The following is an 18,438-nucleotide window of genomic DNA, read 5'->3' on the forward strand; positions in this document are numbered from 1 at the left end:
TAAGGGAATCTGTATGGTTGAAGACGTAGGGACAGTCACATAGCTTCAGCTCGCGAAGCAGGAGAGAGGGACAATCTGAATGCTTAACGAATTTAAAACCTTCATTGCCCGCGGCAATGTCATGGACCTGGCCGTGGGTGTTATTATCGGTGCGGCTTTCAGCAAGATCGTCGATTCCGTTGTCAACGATCTCATCATGCCGATCGTTGGCGCAATCTTCGGCGGGTTCGACTTCTCGAACTACTTCCTGCCGCTGAGCTCCAACGTCAACGCCACCTCGCTCGCTGCCGCCCGCGAACAGGGTGCCGTCTTCGCCTATGGTAACTTCCTGACGGTTCTTATTAACTTCCTCATCCTGGCCTGGATCATTTTCCTGATGGTCAAGGGTGTCAACAAGCTCCGCGATTCGGTTGACCGCAAGAAGATTGAAGAAAAGCCGGACGCAGCTCCGCCGCCGGAAGACGTCAAGCTCCTCACCGAAATCCGCGATCTGCTGAAAACTCGATAAGACCCGGATCAGTCCCCGGCCTGATCTGCCTGCCTGTGCGGTCGGCGGGTTCCTGCCGGGGATGATCCATAAAGAAAATCCATGATCGCCTCACGGAATATCATGCACATGGCTGGTCCGATGCGATAAGAAGGCACCAAACGGAGTGTCTTTAATGTCCATTTTGAACAGTCTGAGTGCGCGCTCTCTGGCAGCGCCCGAGAGCGGTATTGTCGAAGTCGTGAATTATGCCCGGGGGCGGGACAATCTCCTGCCGCTCTGGGTTGGTGAAGGCGATCTGCCGAGCCCCGACTTCATCAATCAGGCCGCCATCGATGGGCTGAACAATGGTGAAACCTTCTATACCTGGCAGCGCGGCATTCCGGAATTGCGGCAGGCGCTGAGCCACTATTACGAGCGGCATTTCGCGGCGTCGCTGCCGCCGGAGCATTTTTACGCCACCGGTTCCGGCATGCAGGCGATCGTGCTTGCCGTGCAGGCACTGACCTCGCCGGGTGACGAGATGGTGTATCTTTCGCCTACATGGCCCAATATCGTCGCAGCCATCGGTGTGGCCGGCGCAAAGGCGGTTCCGGTCGGCATCGATTTCCGCGATGGTCGTTGGGATCTCGATATCAACAGGCTGGAAAGCGCGATTACCGGCAAGACGAAGGCGCTCTTCATCAACACGCCCTCCAACCCCACCGGATGGACGGCAACACGCGACAATCTTCGTGACGTTCTGGCGCTCGCCCGCAAACACGATCTGTGGATCGTCGCGGACGAAATCTATGCGCTTTATCACTATGCCGGCAGCCGCGCGCCGTCCTTCCTGGATGTGATGGAGCCGGACGACAAGATCGTCTTTGCCAACTCCTTCTCGAAGAACTGGTCGATGACCGGCTGGCGCGTCGGCTGGCTTGTTGCACCGCCGGCCATCGGTCAGGTGATCGAAAACCTCATTCAATATTCAACGTCAGGCGTGGCGCAGTTCATGCAGCGCGGTGCCGTCGCCGCCCTTGATCACGGTGATGGTTTCATCCGCGAGAACTACGAACGCGCTTTGACCTCCCGCGACATTCTCTGTGATGCGCTGATCGCCACCAACCGTGTGGAAACCCTGAAACCGGATGGCGCCCTTTATGCCTTCCTCAAGATCGACGGCGTCACCGACAGCCGCGCCACCGCGCTCGATATCGTCGACAAGACCGGCGTTGGCCTTGCGCCCGGCACGGCCTTCGGCCCAGGCGGAGAACTGTTCCTGCGCGCCTGCTTCCTGCGCAACCCCAGGCAGATAGAAGATGCGGCCGATCGGCTGGCATCTTACATTCTCGGCAGGTAAGCCTCGATCGTCCCTGCAACGGGTTTCCCCTGACGGGCAGGGCATCGCGCCGAAGTAGGGAAATCGGCAACAAAATCACAGTAGAGACCTGAAACTGCAACCCCACGGCGTAACCATCGACGTGGGGGATTTTCTGTGATATGCGCTTCTTGTTCCATATATGAGAACATTTTCATCTAATCACTAAAAAGAAACTCATTGCGCTAACCAATCGTAAGCCACCTTTTTAATGGGGTGGGGGATCGGTTGTGTATTCGCTGTGCAAGTAATCAATGATGAAGAATTATTGGCTTTGATAGGCTCAAGAAAAGCAAACAGGGAAGTAATGTCATGGCTGTTCTGGTCACGGGTGGGGCCGGTTATATAGGAAGCCACATGGTGTGGGCTTTGCTCGATGCCGGGGAAGAGGTCGTTGTCGTCGACCGGCTTTCCACGGGGTCGCGCTGGGCAGTCGCGCCAGCGGCGCGTTTTTATCTTGGAGATGCGGCCGACCGCGCCTTGCTCGATCAGGTTTTTGAAGAAAACCACATCGAGACCATCTTCCACTTCGCCGGGTCCGTCAGCGTTCCCGAGTCGATCAGCCAGCCGCTGGAATATTACGAAAACAATACCGGCACGACCCGCGCGCTTGTTGCCGCGGCGGTTCGCAGCGGCATCCGCAATTTCATCTTCTCCTCGACAGCCGCCGTCTATGGAAACCAGCCCTTTGATGGTCCCGTTCCTGAAACGGCGATCCTGAGCCCGGAAAATCCCTACGGCCTGTCGAAACTCGCGTCCGAAATCATGCTGCGCGATGTCGTGCAGGCGCATGATTTCAACTATGTGGCGCTGCGTTATTTCAACGTTGCCGGAGCCGACCCGCAGGGCCGCGCCGGGCCTTCGCCGACGGGCGTTGCAAACCTTATCAAGGTTGCATGCGAAGCCGCGACCGGCCGCCGCGACCGGGTGGAGGTTTACGGGACGGATTACCCGACCGCCGATGGAACCGGCGTTCGCGACTATATTCATGTCAGCGATCTGATTGATGCGCATATGCTGGCCATGGCGCATCTGCGCGCCGGCGGCGGTACACGAACCCTGAACTGCGGTTATGGTGTCGGTTATTCGGTTCTGGACGTCCTCCAGGCCGTACAGCGCGAATCCGCATGTGAATTCGCGGTCATCCATTGTCCCCGCCGTCCGGGTGACATTGCGGCCATGGTGGCGGATTCGTCGCGTATCCAGTCGGAATTAGGCTGGCGTCCTCGCTTCAACGATCTGGCGACCATCGTTCGCACTGCGCTTCAATGGGAAGCCAAGCGTCAGGCCCAGCAAAGCGGCAGAATACCGCCGATGCGGCGCAAGCTGGCAGCGATAGGCTGAGCCGTCTTTATGTCACGGGACGTGGCTTTTCGTGACGGAAGGATGCGGTATCGGCCGATCCGAAAGTGCGGCCGGGCGAAGCCAACGGTCCCGGTCGAAAAATGCGCGTGTCAGCTTCACCCCCGGCGGTTCCTCGCTCGCCAGTAAAATCACGTTCAGCCGGTGCGGTGCGGTTGGTTCCGGTTTGATGGAAACTGAGATACCGAAGTGCTGCGCTTGATAGGCCTGCATCCTGCGAGCCGGTTCAAGCATGCTGGCAAGATCAGTCCAGTGGGTTTGCGCGATGACCAAAGTGAGCGTTTTCTCAAGCTTCGTTAAAATGGCGGCGCCGTCAGGCGTCTCCGGGGCAACCGCCTTTATTCTGATGGAGCGAATGTCGCCGGAAGCCTCTCCCCTGATGTCAATGAAAAGCGATGCGCGCTGTGCCGGGTCTTCCGCCTTTACCGCGGCAAGGTCGGCCATGCACTCGAAGTTGCGGATGCTGACCGGGCTGGCCTGCCATCCCTTCGGGTTGGAAAAACCGGCGGCGGTGAAGCGGTCGCAAAGGTCTTTGCCGGAAATAACGAAGTCCCGGGCGAAAGATGGCCTATCGCCAGCCCGTTCGAATTTCAGCAGGTGCGGCGGCAGGTAAACCGTTCTGGCTGCAAGCTTCTGTCGCTTGGCGTGCTTCATCTTTGGTGGCGGTTCGGCAAAGCGTGTGGCGGGCGCCAGATTGAGATAGGTCAGCAGGCTCTTGAGATGCTTCTTGTCATTGGCAAGCAGCACCGTCGCCCCTATGGCAAAACAGACGGCCAACACCGCAAACAGCAGTGCGCCAGAGCTCACTCTCTTTTGCAAGCCTGCGTCCATCGCAAGACCTTAAGGGGGCTCGGAGAAAGACCTCAGCCGATTCTGATATGGCTTTTCGGGCTGGGGGCAGCCCGGTGAATATAAGGTGTGAGCAGAGGCTCTGAAAAATCTTTTGCAATTTACCGCCGAAATTTCCGGCGATGCGGGTTCTTACTCGGAGTTGTTTTTGCCGCCGTCCTGCCCACCGGCGCTGCTTTCGTCGTCCGCAACGGGAATGGCGTAGGAGCCGTTCAGCCAGCGGGCAAGATCGAGCGAGCGGCAGCGATCCGAACAAAAGGGATAGTTTTCCCGCGTCGACGGCCGGCGACATTCCGGGCATGGCTGGGTTTTGCGAAGTGGGGTGACCTTTCCGGCGCCTTCTGTGGAGGGTTTTGCCATGGGACTATCCTTCGAGCCAGCCCGACGTCACCTCAAACCCTTCACCGGACAGAAGCGACATGGTCTCATAAAGCGGCAATCCCACGACATTGGTGTAGGAACCGGTCAGTTTCTGCACGAATGCGCCGGCAATACCCTGAATGCCATAGGCTCCCGCCTTGCCGCGCCATTGGCCGGAAGCGATGTAAGCGTCGATCTCGCGCGTGGAGAGGCGCTTGAAACGCACCTTGGTCTCCGCCACCTTCTGACGGATTTTTCCGTCAGGCGTCACCAGGCAGATGCCGGTATAGACCCAATGGCTGCGCCCCGAGAGTAGGTGCAGCGCCGCCGAGGCTTCTTCCGTGTATTCCGCCTTGCCGACGATGCGGCGACCAACGGCGACCACCGTATCGGAGCCCAGAACATAGGCGTCTTTCCACGCCTGCTCGCTCTTCAGCGCCGCCTGCGCGGCTTCCGCCTTCTGTTGCGACAGACGACGGCAGAGCGTGCGTGGATGCTCGAGCTTTACGGGTGTCTCGTCAATATCCATCGGCATCAGACGTGCCGGTTCGATACCGATCTGATGCAACAGCTCCAGACGCCGCGGCGAACCGGATGCCAGAACGAGCTTTTGTTTTGAATTGGTCATTGCGCGGCCCGGGCGTCCGATGCGAAAGGTGGATTACTTGAAGCGATAGGTGATGCGGCCCTTGGTCAGGTCGTAAGGCGTCATTTCGACCAGCACCTTGTCGCCCGCCAGAACGCGGATACGGTTCTTGCGCATGCGGCCCGCCGTGTGGGCGATGATCTCGTGTTCGTTCTCAAGCTTCACGCGGAACGTTGCGTTCGGCAGCAATTCGGTTACGATGCCCGGGAATTCAAGGACTTCTTCTTTTGTCATGTAAGGGTTTTCTTCCTGTTGATAGTGCCGGACGTGTCCTGTCCGGGAAAATTGCGCGGAAACTACACAATCCCGGCACATTTGTGAACCTCTAAAGCATCGGCTTAAAAATCAGTACCGATTTTCCCGATGTAAGGGCAGTTTTCAGTCTTTTGAAAGCGCATCCGCCACCGGCTGCTGCCGCTTTGGCAGGCGTTCGGCAATCAGTTTTGCAAGATGATCCCGCACCTCGCGATAGGCGTCGAGTATCTGCTCCCGCGTACCTGTAATGACCGTCGGATCCATCGTTGGCCAATAGACCACATCGAGAGAATTCGAGCGCGTCAGCTCCAGTGCGGCGTGATGGGCTTCGGGTGTTAATGTAATGATCAGATCGAAAAAATCATCCTCAATCTCGTCTAGGGTGCGCGGTTTGTGTTTGCCGAGCGAAAAACCCTGCTCTTCCAGCACCGCATCCACGAAGGGATCGCGTTCGCCCGCCCGCACGCCGGCCGACTGTATGTAGATGCCTGATGCCACCAGCCGTTTGGCGATGACCTCCGCCATGGGGGAGCGGATGGAATTCATACCGCACATAAAGAGGACCGATTTCGGTGCTCGTCCCTCGTTTGGCGCTGCGGCAGGATCGCTCATCTCTAACCCCGCCAATAAAGCACACAGACAAGGGTGAAGAGGCGGCGCGCCGTATCGAAATCCACCTTGATCTTGCCCGATAGCCGGTCCATCAGGGTCTGCGAACCATCATTGTGGATACCCCGCCGGCCCATGTCGATCGCCTCGATCTGGCTTGGCGTCGAGGAGCGGATTGCCTCGTAATAGCTTTCGCAGATCAGGAAATAATCCTTGATGATGCGGCGGAACGGCGTCAGCGAGAGGATGTGGGTGGAGACATCCTTGTCGTCCTCGGTCTTGATCGCGAAGACCAGCTTGGCATCGACGAGCGATATGTGCAGCCGGTACGGCCCGCCGTCATGCCCGGCAGGCTCGAAGGTGTTTTCTTCGATCAGGTCGAAAATGGCGACGGCGCGTTCATGCTCCACATCAGGCGTGGACCGGCCGATGCTGTCGTCCAGTACCACGTCGCAGAGCCGGAAATCGCCTGAAGCCATCGCTTAACTTTCCGGATTGAGGCGAATGGAGACCGAGCGCGCATGCGCGTCCAGCCCCTCCGAGTGGGCAAGGGTGATCGCCGCCGGCGCAAGCTGGCGCAACTGCTCGGGCCCGAGCCGCAGGATCGACGTGCGCTTGACGAAATCCAGCACCGAAAGGCCGGAGGAGAAGCGAGCCGAGCGTGCCGTCGGCAAAACGTGGTTGGAACCGCCGACATAATCGCCGATCACCTCAGGGGTATGACGCCCGACGAAAATCGCCCCGGCATTGCGGATGTGGGCCATCAAGGCATCCGGGTCATCGACGGCAAGCTCCAGATGCTCGGCGGCAATGCGGTTGGCGAGCGGAATGGCGTCGGTGAGTTTTTCGACCAGAATGATCGCGCCGAAATCGGCCCAGCTGGCCGCCGCCGTCTCGGAACGCGAAAGAAGCTTCAGCTGCCGCTCGACGGCTGCCCCCACCGCCTTGCCGAGGTCGGCATTATCGGTGATGAGAATGGATTGGGCACCGCGATCATGCTCCGCCTGCGCCAGAAGATCGGCGGCCAGCCAGTCGGGATCATTGTCCTTGTCGGCAATAACAAGCACTTCGGAAGGTCCGGCGATCATATCGATACCGACAGTGCCGAAGACCTGCCGCTTGGCGGCCGCCACATAGGCATTGCCCGGGCCGACGATCTTGGCGACCGGCGCGATGGTCTCCGTGCCATAGGCAAGTGCGGCGACAGCCTGTGCGCCACCAATACGGTAGATTTCCTCGACGCCTGCAATACGTGCCGCAGCGAGTACCGCGGGATTGACCGCACCGCCATTGGCCGGCACGACCATGACGATACGCTCCACGCCGGCGACCTTTGCCGGTACGGCATTCATCAGCACCGAGCTCGGGTAGCTCGCCGTGCCGCCGGGTACATAAAGCCCCACGGCCTCGATGGCGGTCCAGCGCGAGCCGAGGCCCACGCCGATATCGTCCTCGTAGATGTCATCCTTCGGCATCTGCCGCGCATGGTGTTTTTCGATACGCCGGGCTGCGAGTTCAAGCGCCTCGATGACGGCCCTGTCGACTGCCGAAAACGCGGCGTCGATTTCATCCGCCGTCACGCGCATCGAAACCCTGGTAAAATCAATGCCGTCGAATTTCTGGGAATAATGGGCAAGGGCCGCATCGCCGCGATGACGGACATCGTTGATGATGTCGCGAACCGTCGCGTTGACGTCTTCGGAAACTTCTCTCTTGGTTGTCAGGAAGGCAGCGAATTTCTGTTCGAAATCAGCCGATGCCCGCTCCAGCCAGATTGCCACGCCATTACCCTTTCATTGTCCCCGCGGGCGATCCCGCGAGGTATACGAACTTGCCGCGCAATAATCACGGCTCTGGTAAGTGGCATAAATCGAAACGGCAAGGAAAGGCAACCGTTGCGAGGGCTCGCAACGTTTATTCGCTGTCGGGATGATGCGGTTTGGCGGCGGTTTCCCAGGCGCCGCTCACGTCGGTCAGCTGCGCCTCGATGCATTCGACATCGAGTGCAATGGTACCACCGCCCGAAAGCGCCAGTTCAACGACACCATCCGGCCCTTCACCATCAGGGGTAAAGCGTATTGCCAGAAGCGAAAGCACCTGCTCCCTGTCGGCCAAGTTGATGGACTGCGAACGGACGGCAGACACACGCTTCAGGAAAATCACGCTGCGGCAGCGCTCGGGGGGCAAATTCTTTTTGCTGGCGCTTTCCCAAACGAAACGGTTGGCGGAAAGGGTAAACTGCCCCTGCCTCGGTTCGAAGGCAACATCCTTGAGCTTGAAGACGCTGTCCTGCATGTGTGTCGAGATGATCGAGAGATCTTCGGTATCCAGCGCCAGCAATTTCAGGCCGCTCATCATTTCTTCCTTTTCCGCGGACACGGGCCGCAATGTCTATTTCTTGTACTGGAAATAAGCAGTCGCGGCCCGCTGTGCAACGGGTGGAAAATCGAAGAGCGGCAATGAAGGTATCAATCGCTGACGCGTTCAACCAGTGCGCCGCAACGGGTAAGCTTTTCTTCGAGGCGTTCGAAACCGCGGTCGAGGTGATAGACGCGCGAAACCATGGTCTCGCCTTCTGCCACGAGGCCCGCAATGACCAGCGACACCGAGGCGCGCAGATCGGTCGCCATGACCGGCGCACCCTTGAGGCGGGTAACGCCTTCGATGCGAGCCATCTGGCCGGAGAGCGAAATTTTGGCGCCGAGACGGGCCAGTTCCTGCACATGCATGAAGCGGTTTTCGAAGATGGTCTCGGTAATGTGCGAGACGCCCTGCGAACGCGTCATCAGCGCCATGAACTGCGCCTGCAGATCGGTCGGGAAGCCGGGGAAGGGCTCGGTGACGATATCGACCGGTTGAATGCCGTTGCCGTTGCGCACGACGCGCAGTCCTGTATCGGTGTCACTGATCGTGACGCCTGCCAGCCGCAGCGTGTCGAGCGCATTGTCGAGCAGCGATGCGCGCGTGCCTTCCAGCACCACGTCACCTCCGGCCATGGCGACCGCCATGGCATAGGTGCCGGTTTCGATACGATCGGGCAGAACCCGGTGGCGCGCGCCGGAGAGCGAAGTGACGCCCTCAATGGTGATGGTGGAGGTGCCGGCGCCTTCGATCTTGGCGCCCATGGCGATCAGGCAGTGCGCGAGATCGACCACTTCCGGCTCGCGGGCAGCGTTGTGGATGACGGTGGTGCCGCGGGCAAGGCTTGCTGCCATCAGCATCACATGCGTCGCGCCGACTGACACTTTCGGGAAGGTGTAGACAGCGCCGATGAGGCCACCCTTGGGGGCGCTGGCATTGATGTAGCCGCCATCGATCTCCATCGTCGCACCAAGCGCCTGCAGGCCCTCGATGAAAAGGTCGACCGGGCGCGTGCCGATGGCGCAGCCGCCGGGCAGGGAAACGCGGGCGCGGCCCTCACGCGCCAGAAGCGGGCCGATGACCCAGAAGCTCGCGCGCATCTTGGAGACCAGCTCGTAAGGGGCTGTCGTGTCAACAATGGTACGGCAGGTGAAATGTACGGTGCGGGAATAGGCCTCGCCCTGGCTTTCGCGACGACCATTGACGGAAATATCGACGCCATGATTGCCGAGAATGCGGATGAGCTGCTCCACGTCAGCCAAATGCGGGACGTTTTCGAGCGTCAGCGTGTCGCTGGTCAGAAGCGAAGCGATCATCAACGGCAAGGCGGCGTTTTTGGCGCCGGAGATGGGGATGACGCCGTTGAGCTTGTTGCCACCCGTAATTCTGATGCGATCCATGCGTCCCTACGGGCCTGTGCCCGCCTTTCTTATCATGCCTTGCGGAAAGACGCGTCCTTAGACGAATTTCCGCGGCGTTTCAATTTTATGCTGGTGAATTGTCTATGAGGATGATTCGTCCGTTTTTGCGGCAGGCAGGCCAATCGTCTGGTCTTCTTCACCTGCGCGGCGTGCCCGAACCTGCTGTTTGCGCTTCAGAAGATTTTCACGAAGCTTCTTCGCCGCCCGCGCCTTGCGCTCCGCCTCACGCTGGCGCGCCTTTTCACCGGGGCCGGCCTGCGTGTTGCCGTTTGCCACTACGGCCGACGGTTCCTTCGAAATGTCCACGGAAACCGCCGCCTTCGCCTGTTTGTCATGTTGTTCGTTCATAGATTCAGCAATATCTGAAAAATGCGTTTTTCAACAGGGGGCACGCTTTTTTGCCCCACTGGATGAAGAATATCGTTTTGCGACTTGCGCTCGTCAAAAACCTATGGCAATAGGCCGCCACGCTTGATGCTGAAGCAGACGCTTCGGCACCGGATGCTGCTATAGCTCAGGGGTAGAGCACTCCCTTGGTAAGGGAGAGGCCGAGAGTTCAAATCTCTCTAGCAGCACCATTTTCTCCCATAAAACAGATACTTAGATAATCGCAAACGCCGAAGGCGTCGTCGCGCTTCGGTTCGCACGCGTTGCATCAGGCCGCGTCAAATGGAAAACCGCGCCTCTTGCGAAGCGCGGTCTCCATATCCGAATATTCTGTTGCTGCCAGAGCGGGACGAAACCGCCCGTAGCCAACGGGCGCCGCTTACTGGCGGAATAGCGACAGGATATTTTCGGAACTGGTATTGGCGATGGAGAGCGACTGGATACCCAGCTGCTGCTGTGTCTGAAGAGCCTTGAGCTTGGTGGATTCTTCGTTCATGTCCGCATCGACGAGACGGCCGATGCCCTTGTCGATGGAGTCGGTGAGTTTCGAGACGAAGTCTTCCTGCAGGCCAATGCGCATCTTGATCGAACCGAGAGCGGCGGATGCACTGCTGATCGACTGAAATGCCGTTTCGACATCGGTGAGAAGGTTCCCGATGGTGTAGGTCGGCGGCGTTGCAGAATTGAACAGCTTGAGATCGATATCCCATACGGAAATGCCGGAAGCCGTGCCGGGCTGGCCGATGATACCCTTTGTTGTGTCAAGCGTTGCGGGCGAGCCGGTCAGGCCGAAAAGCACGTTGGCGGTTGTTGTGCCGGCGGTGGTGTCGATAAGCGTATAGTCCGTTTTCGTAACGCTGACGGTGCCGCCGCCATCGCGCACAAAACCGGAAACGACGGTCTTGGCGCCCGTGCCCAGCAGCCAGTTCTCGCCACTGAAAGATGCACCTTGTGCAATCGATTCAAGCTGTTTTTTCAGCTGGTCGATTTCTTCCTGGATTTTGGTCTTGTCGACACCCTCTTCGGTTGCCGCGACGATTTTCGACTTGATTTCCTTGACGACTTCGACGGTACTTTCCATCGCGGAATAAGCGACGTCGACCTTGGCCGCGCCGAGACCCAATGCATCCTGAACGGCGGAGAGAGCCATGTTGTCGGAACGCATGGTCGTCGCGATCGACCAATAGGCGGCGTTATCGGAGGCCGATTTTACGCGTAATCCAGAAGAAACTCTGGATTGTGTGTCTTCGAGCTGGCCGCTGATTGCGCGCAAGGTCTGGAGCGCCGACATGGCGGCGGTGTTCGTCAGAATACTTGTCATAATTGCCCCTCTGAGCTGGCTAAATGGGAAGGGACATTCCGGGATCGCCGGAAACGACTGAGCGGCTTGATGCCTGTTAACCTCTTTTTCGTCTTGGTTAACGAGTCGTTTCGATGCGCTGATTTAGCCGTGATTTGGTTAATGAACTCTTAATCAAAAAATCTCGTGAATTTCGCAGGTAAGAGCACAAACAAAAACCGCGCCTTTCGGCGCGGTTGATGTTTTCGGCTGCAGCTTTCGATTAACGGAAGAGCGACAGGATGCTTTCGGAGTTGCTGTTGGCGATCGAGAGAGCCTGAACGCCGAGCTGCTGCTGTGTCTGCAGAGCCTTGAGGCGGGTGGACTCTTCGTTCATGTCAGCGTCCACGAGGCGGCCGATGCCCTTTTCGACGGAGTCGGACAGCTTGGAAGCGAAGTCTTCCTGCAGGCCGATACGCATGGAGAGCGAGCCGAGCTTTGCAGCGGCGCTGGTCATTGCCTTAAGCGAGTTTTCAACCAGCGTCAGGGCTTCTGCCATGTTGGTGGCGCGGTCTGCGGCGGCGTACTGGGTGATATCCAGTGTGTAGACAGACTGGGCAGCGACCGTCGTGAACGTGCCAACAGTGCCGAGAATGCCGGATGCGTCGGGAGTGCCGGTACCGTCGACCGAACCGAACAGAACGTTGCCGGTAGCGGTGTTGTCGAGGGCGTATTTCGTGGTCGTAACGCTAACTGCACCGCCGGAAGCGCGGACGAAGCCGGCGACGACAGACTTGTCCGGGTCAGTGCCGGGCGTTGCTGCGCCGAGCGTCGAGACGCCGACGAGCCAGTTTTCGCCGTAGAAGGAAGCGCCCTGCGAGATCGATGCGAGCTGCTTCTGCAGCTGGCCGATTTCTTCCTGAACCTTGGTGCGGTCGACGCCTTCTTCAGTCGCGGTGACCAGCTTTGCCTTGATTTCCTTAACGACGTCAATTGCCGAGCTCATACCGGCGGAAGCAGTGTCCACCTTTGCGGCGCCGAGGCCGAGAGCGTCGGAAACGGAAGAGAGAGCCATGTTGTCGGAGCGCATGGTGGTTGCGATCGACCAGTAGGCAGCGTTGTCGGAAGCATCGCCGACGCGAAGGCCGGAGGAGACGCGTGCCTGGGTGGATTCCATGTTCTGGCCGATAGAGCGCAGGGTCTGGAGCGCAGACATTGCTGCGACATTCGTGATAATGCTCGTCATAGTAGTGTGCCCCTTGAATGGCTGATTAAAGAAGGGACATTCCGGTTTCACCGGGAACGGCGCACAGCATCATGCCTGCTAACTGGCTGATTTTTAACGTTAGCTCGCCGTTTCGATGAGCATTAGGTAACGCGGGTTTGGTTAATGAATTGATAAGCGCGGAAAGAAATTCATTCCCGGCAAAATTAAAATTGCAACCCTCACGCGCACGCGCGCGTATCTGCAAAAGTTTAAAAAAAAGATAAGGCCGCATCCGTTTCCGGATGCGGCCTCGTGGATGCATTCAGTCCGATTCAGCCTTTCGGACCTTTATGCTTTCTATCCCAATCTGCGTTCGGTCAGCCCCCGATTGCTTGTGGGAAGAAATGGATCCCCCAGCCCCGAAGGGCTATGAGAAGCTCGGCTCTTAGCGGAAGAGCGACAGGATGTTCTGCGAGTCGCTGTTGGCGATCGACAGAGCCTGGATTGCCAGCTGCTGCTGCGTCTGCAGAGCCTTCAGCTTGGTGGACTCTTCGTTCATGTCAGCGTCGACGAGACGGCCTACACCCTTTTCGATGGTGTCGGACAGCTTGTCGGCGAAGCCGCTCTGCAGGTCGATACGTGCAGACAGCGAACCGAGCTTGGCGCCAGCGCTGGTCATCTTCGTCAGAGCGGTTTCAACGGAGTAGAGAGCGTTGTCGAGGTCGTCGGTGCCGACGTTCATGTCGAGCACGGAGATCTGTGTGTAGGTCTTGGCGCCGACGGTGGTCGTTGCACCGGTCGCGTTCAGGATACCGGAGTTTGCGTCGATCGTGCCCGGTGTACCTTCCGTGTAAAGCATGGAGTTGGCGTCCAGCGCGTAGTCCGTCGTCTTGACGCTAACGGTGCCGCCAGCGTCACGAACAAAGCCGGATACAACGGTCTTGGTAGCATTGGCGCTGGAAACGAGCCAGTTTTCACCGTTGAAAGACGCGCTCGTGCCGATCGACTTCAGCTGATCGAGAAGCTGAGAAACTTCTTCCTGAACCTTGGTCTTGTCAACGCCCTGTTCCTTGGCGGCAACGACCTTTGCCTTGATGTCGGTCACGACCTTGATGGCGGCGTCCATACCGGCGGAAGCGGTGTCAACCTTGGCAGCGCCCATGCCCAGCGCGTCAGAAACTGCGCCGAGAGCCTTGTTGTCGGAGCGCATGGTGGTCGCGATCGACCAGTAAGCAGCGTTGTCCGAAGCCGAGCCAACCTTCAGGCCGGAAGAAATACGGTCCTGCGTGGTCGACAGGTCGGAAGCGATGGAACGCAGGGTCGAGAGAGCGGCCATTGCGTTGTTGTTGGTCAGAATGCTTGCCATAATAAATGTGTCCCTTGTTTTTACGAGATACGGAGTGGGGACATACCGGGTTGGATATTACCGGTCGCAACGTTTCGGCTTCATGCCACTCGGTTCAGAAACGCTTAGTTCCAGAAACCAAACCCGCTGCGTGTGGGAAGAATTTCGCAGCGAATAATTGCGCAATCATTAATTTGAGCGTTAAGAAATACTGTAAAATACTTATGGTTACTTTTTGATTTAGCTTAATAGTAACTTTTTTATTTAAAAATATAGTTACCCAGTCGCTAGTGAAAATGGTAACCAAAGCACTAAAATGCGAAAACCCCGCGGCCTTGGGCGTGCGGGGTTAAAAAACAGGGTTAATCTGTATCAGCGGGGTATAAGGGCCGTCAGTTGAACGATCTGACGAGGCTTCCCACGAGCAGGTTCCAGCCGTCGATCAGCACGAAAAACAGGATCTTGAACGGCAGCGAAATCGAGGTGGGCGGCAGCATCATCATGCCCATCGCCATGGTAATGGTGGCGACGATCAGATCGATGACGAGGAACGGCAGGATGATGAGGAAACCAATTTCAAAACCGCGCCGGATTTCCGAGAGCATGAAGGCAGGAACCAGTACGCGATAGTCCACGACATTGTCGGTCATGACCACCTGTCCGCGCTCGCGGGCGATGTCAACGAACAGCTTCAGGTCCTTGTCACGCGTATTGGCGTTCATGAAGGTGCGGAAGGGTTCGGCAATGCGTTGCACGGCCTGCTGTTCGTTGATCTGGTTCTGCAGCAACGGCTGCACGCCATCCGTCCAGGCTTTGTCGAAGGTGGGGGACATGACGTAAAAGGTCATGAACATCGCCATCGACAGCAGGATCATGTTCGACGGTGTCGACGCAAGTCCCATGCCGGAGCGCAGGATCGAAAAGGCGATCACGAAGCGCGGAAAGCTCGTGACCATGATCAGGATGCCGGGCGCGACGGAGAGAACCGTCAACAGGCCGAAGGTGCGGATGATCCATGCCGCGACGGAGCCGTCGATCTGCGTGTTGAACAGATCGGACGGAAATTGCTGGGCATTGGCAAGGCCCGGCAAAGCGAGGAGGACGGCGATGGTTACAAGAAATCGAATCATTCGATGACAAAGGTCCGGAACATGACCTTGGATACGCGCCCTTGAGAGCGCAGGTCAACTCGTTCCTGAATGTCATCCTTAAGATATTGAAAGCCGCGCGGGCCTTCCAGCTGCTGGAGGGAAACGGTCCGGACATAGGCCATGATGTCCTGGTGGATATCCTCCGCCAGCCCGACTTCCACCGGCCCCTTGAACATCAGCGCCACTTCCAGCCGCACCCAGTTGGTCGAAGGGTAGGCGAGATTGGTGGTGATGGGATCGAGCTGGACGATGCCGTTCGCTTCGGCGTCGATTTTATCGAGGCCTTCGCCCTTCTTCTCGCCATGGCCGCCGGCCGCAGCGGTGGCATGGGCCTCCGTTGCGGCAACTTTCGGGGCGATCATGCCGCCCACGAGCCAGCCGCCGCCCGCACCGAGCAGGGTGAGGATCACAACGCCTGCGATGGTCATGACCAGAGGGGAGGATTTTTTTTTGCCCTCAGCCTGTTCGTTTTCCATGGGTCAGTCCGTTCCCGTGTGCGGCGTCAGAGCGGCGAGAACAGGTCAACGACCTGCTGCCCGACCGGGGGCTGCTGCACTTCCGTCAGACGGCCACGACCGCCGTAGGAGATGCGTGCTTCGGCGATGCGCTCGTAGGAGATGATGTTCTGGGCATCGACATCCTGCGGACGGACGATACCGCCGACGTTGAGGATGCGGATTTCGTGGTTCACACGCACTTCCTGCGAGCCGCTGATGATGAGGTTGCCGTTTTCCAGAATGCCGGTCACGACGGCAGCCACCAGCAGCGTCAGCTTTTCGGAGCGCTTGGTCTTGCCCTTGGCCTGTGTGTCGGTGTCGGAGCCGTATTTGATGCTGGAATCCGCATCCGGCGTCCAGCCCAGGATCTGGGCTTTTGCCTTCCAGTTCAGGCCACTGGCATTGGTGCGGTTACGCTCGGTCTCGTTGTCGAAATCGGCCTTGTCGTTGATCTGGATGTTAACGGTCAGGATGTCGCCGATATTGAGTGCGCGCAGATCCTTGAACAGCGCACCCTGGCTGTCGCTCCACAGCGAATAGCCGCTTGCCATGTGTTTCGGCTGCTTGGGATACATGCCCATCTGCGGTGTCTGGCTGAATTGCAGGCCGCTGCCGATCGGGCTCATCGCGGGTGCGTTGCCGATTTCCTTCAGGGTCTGGTTATTCTGGCAGCCGGCCAGGAGAGCGAGCGGCAGGAGGAGGGCCGGAAGACGACGCGTGCTCATGAAGGATCCTTCGAAGTGTTTTTGTCGATTGCCTGCGACATGATGCCGGCGACGGTTGCGGCTTTCTGCGCATCCATTTCGCTGAGGATGAGGCCCGATTGGCGCGGTGGCAGCTGCATGATGATGGCGGCCGCGATTTCCACATGCATCTTTTCTAGCTGGGGAGCTGCGGCGTCCGCCTTCATCGTCTTGTAGATGTCGACGAGGTTGCTTTTGGCCTGATTGAGGAAATGTTCGCGGCGCGCCAGCCAGTCCTCATATTCCGCCTTGCGGTTTTCCAGCACGGAAATACGCTCATTGACGTCGGCCTGAAGCTTTTCAAGGTCCTGCTTCTGCATGAGGTAACGCTGGTCGCGGGCCGCATCGGCAATATTGGTGCAGAATTTCTGGATTTCGTCCTGCGTGCTGAGTTCAGACACCACGTTCTGCTGGCTTTCGGCGCCGGCAACCGGCAACAGGAACAGCAGCGACGCGACGGCCGCAAAGCGGACGAGGCCATTTGAGAGCGGATTTTTGGTCTGACGTTCCATCATTGCAGCACGAGCTCCGCCTGAAGGGCGCCGGCGGATTTGATGCCTTGCAGGATGGCGATGATGCCGTCCGCCTTGAGCCCGATGCTGTTGAGACCGGCAACCAGCGTGCGAAGGTCCGGGCCTTCGACGATGGCGACCTTGCTACCTTCCTGCATGGCCATGATATCCGTCTGCGGCTGCACTGCCGTCTGGCCGCGCGAGAAGGGTGCGGGCTGAATGACCTGCGGCGATTCCGTCACCTGCACGGTGAGCGTTCCATAGCTGACGGCGACGCGGGAAATGCGCACATCCGCTCCGATGACGATCGTGCCGGTGCGCTCGTTGATCACGACCTTGGCAGGCGTATCCGTCTCGACCGTCAGATTTTCGATTTCCGCCATCAGCCGGGTGAGGTCTGCGACGCGGGGTTTCTGCACCGCGATTTCCTGCGAATCGCGCGGTTCGGCGATCGGGTCGCCATAACGGGCGCGGGCAAAGGCGTTGACGACATCAGCCACACGCACGGCTGTCGAAAAATCCGGGTTGCGCAGCTGAAGGACCAGATTGACCGAATCCTTGAACTTCGACGGCAGTTCCCGCTCGATGATCGCGCCGTTCGGCACGCGCGCCGACGTGGTGACGCCCTGCGTCAGCGTCGCGGCATCGCCCTGGGCCGAAAAACCGTTGACGATCAGCGCCCCTTGCGCGACGGCGTAAATCTGCCCGTCCGCGCCGGAAAGCGAAGTCATAATGAGGTTGCCGCCACGAAGCGAGGTGGCGTCGCCAAGCGAGCTGACCGTGACGTCCACACGGCTGCCGGGGCTGGCGAATGGCGGCAGGTTGGCCGTCACCATCACGGCGGCGATGTTCTTGGCGTTGGACTGGCCACCCTGCGTGGTGATGCCGAGGTTCTGCAGCATGGCGCGCATGGACTGTTCGGTGAAAGGCGAGGAGCGCAGGCTGTCGCCGGTACCCTGCAGACCCACGACGAGACCGTAACCGATCAGCTGGTTATCACGTCCGGCCTGCAGGGATGCGATATCCTTGATTCGCGACGTGTCGGCCTGCGCGGGCGGCGTGGAGAGGAAGGGCAGGGCCGAAAAGACCAAAGCCGCGGCTATGATACGAAGCACTCTCATTTCGCCATCACCTGAATGGTTCCGTCCTTCATGACCGTGCCGCTGACCATCACGCCGGAATCGATGTTGCGTACCCTGACGACCTCGCCGAGCGAGCCGTCGCTCATTGGCGTTCCGGAAGCCATCAGCGTCATGTTGCCAATGTGGAAAACGAGTTTGACGCTTGTACCGCGCACCACCAGTGATGGTTCGCGAAGCGCCGCAATGGGGATCGTGCGGCCGGGAAGCAATGTCTGCTTGGAGATCATGCCTTCCACTTCGCTGATATCGCTCGCATAACCAGCGGAAATATTCGGGTTGGTCACTTCCACCGACTTCACCTGTTCGGGCGAGATCGCCTCGCCCGGATAGATGGTGCGCACGGGAACCAGCGCCATTGGCGCCTGCGCAAGAGCGGGCGCCAGGGCGCCCAGTGAAAAGGCAGACGCGAGACACATACGGACGAGTGCCGTTCTGCAGCTGCTATTGTTCCGGCCAAACCTCATG

The 18,438-nt window shown here is 58.7% G+C and carries 23 protein-coding genes and 1 tRNA gene; 4 read left to right on the plus strand and 20 right to left on the minus strand.

Annotated features, from left to right (window positions below; all coding sequences use genetic code 11):
* Positions 1-79: 79 nt before the first annotated feature.
* The 3 genes from mscL (at position 80) to galE (ending at position 3,191) form a co-directional block, all read left to right on the plus strand.
* A complete protein-coding gene (mscL, locus tag ATU_RS02600; RefSeq protein ID WP_010970958.1) occupies positions 80-508 on the plus strand; it encodes a large conductance mechanosensitive channel protein MscL in 429 nt (142 codons plus the stop codon).
* Between the two features lie 154 nt (positions 509-662).
* The gene (locus tag ATU_RS02605) at positions 663-1,829 is read left to right on the plus strand and encodes a pyridoxal phosphate-dependent aminotransferase (RefSeq protein ID WP_010970959.1); all 1,167 of its coding nucleotides are present in this window, start codon (positions 663-665) and stop codon (positions 1,827-1,829) included.
* 330 nt (positions 1,830-2,159) lie between these two features.
* Complete coding sequence (gene galE, locus ATU_RS02610; protein ID WP_010970960.1) at positions 2,160-3,191, plus strand: UDP-glucose 4-epimerase GalE; 1,032 nt, start codon at positions 2,160-2,162, stop codon at positions 3,189-3,191.
* Positions 3,192-3,203: 12 nt separating this feature from the next.
* Here the strand turns inward: galE and ATU_RS02615 are convergent, their stop codons facing one another.
* From ATU_RS02615 to ATU_RS02660, 10 genes are all read right to left on the minus strand, one after another.
* Positions 3,204-4,040, minus strand: coding sequence for a DUF6030 family protein (locus ATU_RS02615; RefSeq protein WP_035215308.1), 837 nt, complete (start codon positions 4,038-4,040; stop codon positions 3,204-3,206).
* 150 nt (positions 4,041-4,190) lie between these two features.
* Positions 4,191-4,418, minus strand: a complete 228-nt coding sequence (gene yacG, locus ATU_RS02620) for a DNA gyrase inhibitor YacG (RefSeq protein ID WP_006312936.1) — start codon at positions 4,416-4,418, stop codon at positions 4,191-4,193.
* A gap of 4 nt (positions 4,419-4,422) precedes the next feature.
* Entirely contained in the window at positions 4,423-5,046 is a 624-nt protein-coding gene (locus ATU_RS02625; RefSeq protein WP_010970963.1) for a Maf-like protein, read from the minus strand.
* Between the two features lie 33 nt (positions 5,047-5,079).
* Entirely contained in the window at positions 5,080-5,298 is a 219-nt protein-coding gene (gene infA, locus ATU_RS02630; RefSeq protein ID WP_004432473.1) for a translation initiation factor IF-1, read from the minus strand.
* A 144-nt stretch (positions 5,299-5,442) separates the two neighbouring features.
* The gene (locus ATU_RS02635) at positions 5,443-5,931 is read right to left on the minus strand and encodes an arsenate-mycothiol transferase ArsC (protein ID WP_010970965.1); all 489 of its coding nucleotides are present in this window, start codon (positions 5,929-5,931) and stop codon (positions 5,443-5,445) included.
* Positions 5,932-5,933: 2 nt separating this feature from the next.
* Positions 5,934-6,407, minus strand: a complete 474-nt coding sequence (locus ATU_RS02640) for a UPF0262 family protein (protein ID WP_006312939.1) — start codon at positions 6,405-6,407, stop codon at positions 5,934-5,936.
* 3 nt (positions 6,408-6,410) lie between these two features.
* Positions 6,411-7,709: a histidinol dehydrogenase gene (gene hisD / locus ATU_RS02645; protein ID WP_010970966.1), complete on the minus strand. Its 1,299-nt coding sequence runs from the start codon at positions 7,707-7,709 to the stop codon at positions 6,411-6,413.
* Positions 7,710-7,842: 133 nt separating this feature from the next.
* Entirely contained in the window at positions 7,843-8,283 is a 441-nt protein-coding gene (locus ATU_RS02650; RefSeq protein ID WP_010970967.1) for a DUF2948 family protein, read from the minus strand.
* A 113-nt stretch (positions 8,284-8,396) separates the two neighbouring features.
* Positions 8,397-9,689, minus strand: coding sequence for a UDP-N-acetylglucosamine 1-carboxyvinyltransferase (gene murA / locus ATU_RS02655; RefSeq protein ID WP_010970968.1), 1,293 nt, complete (start codon positions 9,687-9,689; stop codon positions 8,397-8,399).
* Positions 9,690-9,791: 102 nt separating this feature from the next.
* Positions 9,792-10,016, minus strand: coding sequence for a hypothetical protein (locus tag ATU_RS02660; RefSeq protein ID WP_370363054.1), 225 nt, complete (start codon positions 10,014-10,016; stop codon positions 9,792-9,794).
* A gap of 197 nt (positions 10,017-10,213) precedes the next feature.
* Between ATU_RS02660 and ATU_RS02665 the strand changes: the two genes are divergently transcribed.
* Positions 10,214-10,288: transfer RNA gene (locus tag ATU_RS02665), tRNA-Thr, on the plus strand.
* 188 nt (positions 10,289-10,476) lie between these two features.
* Here the strand turns inward: ATU_RS02665 and ATU_RS02670 are convergent.
* The 10 genes from ATU_RS02670 to flgA all read right to left on the minus strand — a co-directional run bounded on the left by ATU_RS02670 (position 10,477) and on the right by flgA (position 18,437).
* Entirely contained in the window at positions 10,477-11,418 is a 942-nt protein-coding gene (locus tag ATU_RS02670; RefSeq protein ID WP_010970969.1) for a flagellin N-terminal helical domain-containing protein, read from the minus strand.
* Positions 11,419-11,659: 241 nt separating this feature from the next.
* The gene (locus ATU_RS02675) at positions 11,660-12,622 is read right to left on the minus strand and encodes a flagellin N-terminal helical domain-containing protein (protein WP_010970970.1); all 963 of its coding nucleotides are present in this window, start codon (positions 12,620-12,622) and stop codon (positions 11,660-11,662) included.
* Between the two features lie 25 nt (positions 12,623-12,647).
* Positions 12,648-12,875: a hypothetical protein gene (locus tag ATU_RS02680; protein ID WP_162520653.1), complete on the minus strand. Its 228-nt coding sequence runs from the start codon at positions 12,873-12,875 to the stop codon at positions 12,648-12,650.
* A gap of 153 nt (positions 12,876-13,028) precedes the next feature.
* Positions 13,029-13,949 carry a flagellin N-terminal helical domain-containing protein gene (locus ATU_RS02685; protein ID WP_006313007.1) on the minus strand — a complete coding sequence of 307 codons (921 nt, stop codon included), beginning with the start codon at positions 13,947-13,949 and terminating at the stop codon, positions 13,029-13,031.
* 371 nt (positions 13,950-14,320) lie between these two features.
* Positions 14,321-15,058: a flagellar type III secretion system pore protein FliP gene (gene fliP / locus ATU_RS02690; RefSeq protein WP_006313008.1), complete on the minus strand. Its 738-nt coding sequence runs from the start codon at positions 15,056-15,058 to the stop codon at positions 14,321-14,323.
* Positions 15,055-15,555, minus strand: coding sequence for a flagellar basal body-associated FliL family protein (locus tag ATU_RS02695; protein ID WP_006313009.1), 501 nt, complete (start codon positions 15,553-15,555; stop codon positions 15,055-15,057). The genes fliP and ATU_RS02695 overlap by 4 nt, the downstream gene beginning before the upstream one ends.
* 26 nt (positions 15,556-15,581) lie before the next feature.
* Entirely contained in the window at positions 15,582-16,301 is a 720-nt protein-coding gene (gene flgH / locus ATU_RS02700; RefSeq protein ID WP_006313011.1) for a flagellar basal body L-ring protein FlgH, read from the minus strand.
* Positions 16,298-16,834 (minus strand): MotE family protein, encoded by a 537-nt coding sequence (locus tag ATU_RS02705; RefSeq protein WP_010970972.1) that lies wholly within the window; start codon positions 16,832-16,834, stop codon positions 16,298-16,300. Before ATU_RS02705 ends, flgH begins: the two co-directional genes overlap by 4 nt.
* Entirely contained in the window at positions 16,831-17,952 is a 1,122-nt protein-coding gene (locus ATU_RS02710) for a flagellar basal body P-ring protein FlgI (RefSeq protein ID WP_006313014.1), read from the minus strand. Before ATU_RS02710 ends, ATU_RS02705 begins: the two co-directional genes overlap by 4 nt.
* Complete coding sequence (flgA, locus tag ATU_RS02715) at positions 17,949-18,437, minus strand: flagellar basal body P-ring formation chaperone FlgA (protein WP_010970973.1); 489 nt, start codon at positions 18,435-18,437, stop codon at positions 17,949-17,951. Before flgA ends, ATU_RS02710 begins: the two co-directional genes overlap by 4 nt.
* Position 18,438 lies beyond the last annotated feature (1 nt).

The organism is Agrobacterium fabrum str. C58, from assembly GCF_000092025.1.
Classification (GTDB): domain Bacteria; phylum Pseudomonadota; class Alphaproteobacteria; order Rhizobiales; family Rhizobiaceae; genus Agrobacterium; species Agrobacterium fabrum.